Raw genomic sequence first — 1,540 nt, forward strand, 5'->3', positions numbered from 1 at the left:
CCGTCGCCTTCTTCGTCCTCGCCGCCGCTACCGTCTTACTCAGGCGCTTGGCAAAGCCGTTATGAAGCGGGCTCTTAGATTCCCTTAACTGGCTTTGCCAGCTTGCAGGCCGACCTGTCGAACCTCCTCGGCACCCGGGTCGACCTGGCTGAATGGGACGTCCTAAAGCCACCGATCCGCGAGCGGGCCAGGCGCGAGGCGCGAGGCGCGAGGCGATGCATATCTTCTGATGCGGCAGTTTCAGACCTCCTTGCCGAAATTCGGGCGGCTGGCATGCTGAGCTTCGCCAGCAGAATGCGTGGCAGTTTGCAGGGAGATGAACGGGATCAACTCGAATATCCACCGCCCTTCCCTCTTAATGATCCTAGCGCCGTCTCACGCGTTGTGCAGCTGTAATCAGGCCTTTTATTTCAGGGATAGCTCGCATGCCGACAGCGCCAAACACCTATCAACCATTGTTTGAAAGCTTCGAGAACAGCGTCGGCCCATTGACCGAGGTCTGGGGCATCGACACCTCGACCTTCGGCGAGATCCGGCTCTACGGCAACCGGTACAGCACGGCCGGGATGAAGGAGCCTGGCCAAGACGCGAGTGTAGGCCATGGCTACGGCACCTACACAGTCACAGCGATGCTTACCGGCACCAACGCTGGCCCGGCGATCATCCTCTGGCCTGGCGATAACCAGTATCCCGGCCAGGAGATCAACCTCGCCGAGCTCACGCCGGATGGGACAGGGCGGCAGTACGCGACCGTCCACTGGAACGACAACGGCCTGAACAATCAGAACATCCGTTTTCTTGACGGTGTTCAGAGCGGCGTGTTTCACACCTATCAGGCGGTGTGGGAGCCGGGAAAGATCACCTTCAACGTTGACAACCATCTCGCCGCCATCGTCACCGACCACGTGCCTCTCGATTATGACCATGGCGGCCAAAACGAGGTCTTCGCCTTCCTGAACAACAACGAGAACACCTCGCTCATCGTCCGTGACATCAGCTACACACCGCTCGGCTATACCGGGGCAGCGCCGGCAGCCAACACCGGAACCACGGCGGCCACCGTGGCCGGTACCGAAGTTACCGCTCAAGTGGCGCGTTTGTACGACACCGCGCTCGGCCGGCTGCCCGACGGCACTGGTCTGCAAAGCCTGACGAATAGCATCGAGAGCGGCCAGCTAACCCTCAACCAGGCCGCAGCCTCCTCCATCGTCAGCCCCGAGTTTCAAAGTCGATACGGCGCTCTGGACGACGCAAGCTTCATCACCCTGCTCTACCACAACGCCCTCCACCGGGACCCGGACCAAGGAGGGATGGCGACTTGGACCTATGCACTCTCGCATGGCATGCCTCGGTCCGACTTAGTGGTGGCCGTCTCTGAAAGCGCCGAGCATATGACCGCCACCGCGCAGACGATCGTGAACGAGGGCATGGGCCACTACGATATCCTGATCGCATAGACCCATTGACCGGCCCCCACGAGGGGGTCCAGACGGATTTCCAGTGTCGCCCGGGGTTGGTCGGTCCTGAGCGGGAGGGTGCT

1 protein-coding gene is annotated in these 1,540 nt (G+C 61.2%); it reads left to right on the forward strand.

The genetic code is table 11. From position 1 onward, the window contains the following. Positions 1-425 precede the first annotated feature (425 nt). Complete coding sequence (locus tag JMJ55_RS30365; protein WP_202829336.1) at positions 426-1,457, forward strand: DUF4214 domain-containing protein; 1,032 nt, start codon at positions 426-428, stop codon at positions 1,455-1,457. The last annotated feature ends 83 nt before the right edge of the window (positions 1,458-1,540 follow it).

It is taken from the genome of Belnapia mucosa, assembly GCF_016775475.1.
Lineage (GTDB): Bacteria > Pseudomonadota > Alphaproteobacteria > Acetobacterales > Acetobacteraceae > Belnapia > Belnapia mucosa.